Consider the following 2,106-nt stretch of genomic DNA (forward strand, 5'->3'; position numbering starts at 1 on the left):
TTCGACTCACTTGATGCTGTTACAGATGTCCTTTGCCAAGGCTTGCAGGAGTTAATGCTAGCTCCTGCAAAGCTGTCTTCCATGACCTACTTCCCTCATCTGAGAATTGTTCTTTAGAACGCGGTTTAGTATGAATTCCAATGCAGCGATTTTTTACAAACGAGATGGTTACGATACCAGTAGTAACCGACTTTTAGGTCGTCAAGCTGCGGGTGAGGGTTTTCTTAAAGGTTGGATTGAGTTTAGTCGTGCAGACACTTTGTATTGTTATGCAACCAGCCGTGCAGAGTTTGTTGATTTTTGCCAGCGCATTCAGCCTTGGATGAAACAACCGCGCCAAGTCGAGTGGCTACCAACTAGCAATCCTTATAGTCCAGTCCAACCAGGTACAATTTATTATCCTGCCCCCACGATCGCTCAATTAGCTTGGCAGCGTCATTTTACTGATCAACAAGCTTACAGTATTTGTGGAGTAACACATACAATTGCCAGTCTTAGTGTTATGCAAAGCATTGGCGAACTACTCATTGCACCGATGCAACCTTGGGACGCGCTGATATGTACCTCAATTGCGGTTAAAACAGCAATTCAACGTCTGGTTGATACCTGGGCTGAATATTTAGCACAACGCATCGGCAGTAAACCAACAATTGACGTGCAGCTACCAATCATTCCCTTGGGAGTAGACTGCAATTCATTTTCACCCAGTAATAAAATACAAATTCGTCACAGTGTTCGCCAACAACTCGGTATCGCCCTTGATGACATTGTGATTCTATTCGTTGGTAGATTGTGCTTTTATGCTAAAGCGCATCCTGTACCGATGTATTTAGCTATTGAAAGGGCAGTACAAGCAAGCAATGTAAGAGTACATTTGATTCAAGCAGGCTGGTTTGAAGATCAAAAAGAAGAGGCAGCGTTTAAAGAAAGTGCTAAAGTTTTTTGTCCTTCGGTAAACACGATTTTTGTTGATGGACGCAAACCCGAAGTTCGTTCTAGTATTTGGTTTGTTGCAGATATTTTTGTTTCACTCGTCGATAACATTCAAGAAACTTTTGGATTGACACCAATTGAAGCAATGGCGGCTGGATTACCCGTTGTTGTTTCTGATTGGGATGGTTATCAAGAATCGGTACGTGATGAAATTGATGGTTTTAAAATTCCAACAGTCATACCACCACCTACAGGTATTGATTTAGCTTTCAATTATCTCAGCGATAACCTTAATTACAGCGCCTATATTGCGCATACAGCAATGATGGCTGCGGTAGATGTTGATGCATGTGCAACAGCTTTAACAAAACTCATCACTGACAGCGAACTGCGACAACGCTTAGGAAATAACGGCAGAGAACGCGCCAGGAAACTGTATGATTGGCAAGTTGCGATCGCTGCCTACGAAAATCTCTGGCAAGAGTTAGCTGAAATTCGGACTAAAAGTGCAATATCTGCACCACTAACACCAGACGCACCACCTTATCCTTTGTGTGACGATCCGTTGCGAGTTTTTGCGCACTATCCAACAGCAACGCTAAACCAAGACTCAGTTTTAGGAATTGGTGCAATGGCAACACCACAACAGTTAAATGCCATCCAACAAATATGGATAACCAACTTTGGGGCAGAAAAAAGAATTGCCGTTGCGACGATTGATGCAATTGTAACGGCGATCGCCCAAAATGGTTCTTTATCAGTAGCACAAATTCTCAGTCAATTTTCTGAGCAAAATACTGCAAAACTCTTACGTACCCTCGTCTACCTCTTAAAATTTGATATTCTGCGACTTGAGTCTTAATATCAAGTTCAGTTGATTGACCCGCGATGTGGAGTGACTAGTGACTAGTGACTAGACAAAACAATTACCAATCAGAACCATAGTTTAGTTATTAACACTCAATATGTAATGATTCTTTCGCAATTCAAAATGGTATTACCGATCAACTGAACCCATAATAATATCTATACTGCCAAGAATAACAACAATATCAGCGACCTTAACACCGCGTAGCAAGTGCGGCAGAATCTGCAAGTTATTGAAATCCGCCGGACGAATCTTCCACCGCCAGGGAAAGACATGATCGTCGCCGATGATGTAGATTCCTAACT

Annotated in this window: 2 protein-coding genes; one reads left to right on the forward strand and one right to left on the reverse strand. The window is 42.3% G+C overall.

Annotated features, from left to right (window positions below):
• Positions 1-130 precede the first annotated feature (130 nt).
• On the forward strand, positions 131-1,795 hold the full coding sequence (locus IQ230_RS26180) for a glycosyltransferase family 4 protein (RefSeq protein ID WP_193935093.1): 1,665 nt from the start codon (positions 131-133) through the stop codon (positions 1,793-1,795).
• 135 nt (positions 1,796-1,930) lie between these two features.
• Here IQ230_RS26180 and IQ230_RS26185 read toward each other — a convergent pair.
• Positions 1,931-2,106 (reverse strand): NADH-quinone oxidoreductase subunit D-related protein (locus IQ230_RS26185; protein WP_456071382.1); only part of this gene is annotated, 176 nt, incomplete at its 5' end.

Origin of the sequence: Gloeocapsopsis crepidinum LEGE 06123, from assembly GCF_015207655.1 — a bacterium.
Taxonomy (GTDB): Bacteria; Cyanobacteriota; Cyanobacteriia; order Cyanobacteriales; family Chroococcidiopsidaceae; genus Gloeocapsopsis; species Gloeocapsopsis crepidinum.

Bases quoted from the DNA above. Each gene is read 5' to 3' on its own strand.
- IQ230_RS26180 (WP_193935093.1), top strand. From the start codon at position 131: ATGAATTCCAATGCAGCGATTTTTTACAAACGAGATGGTTACGATACC.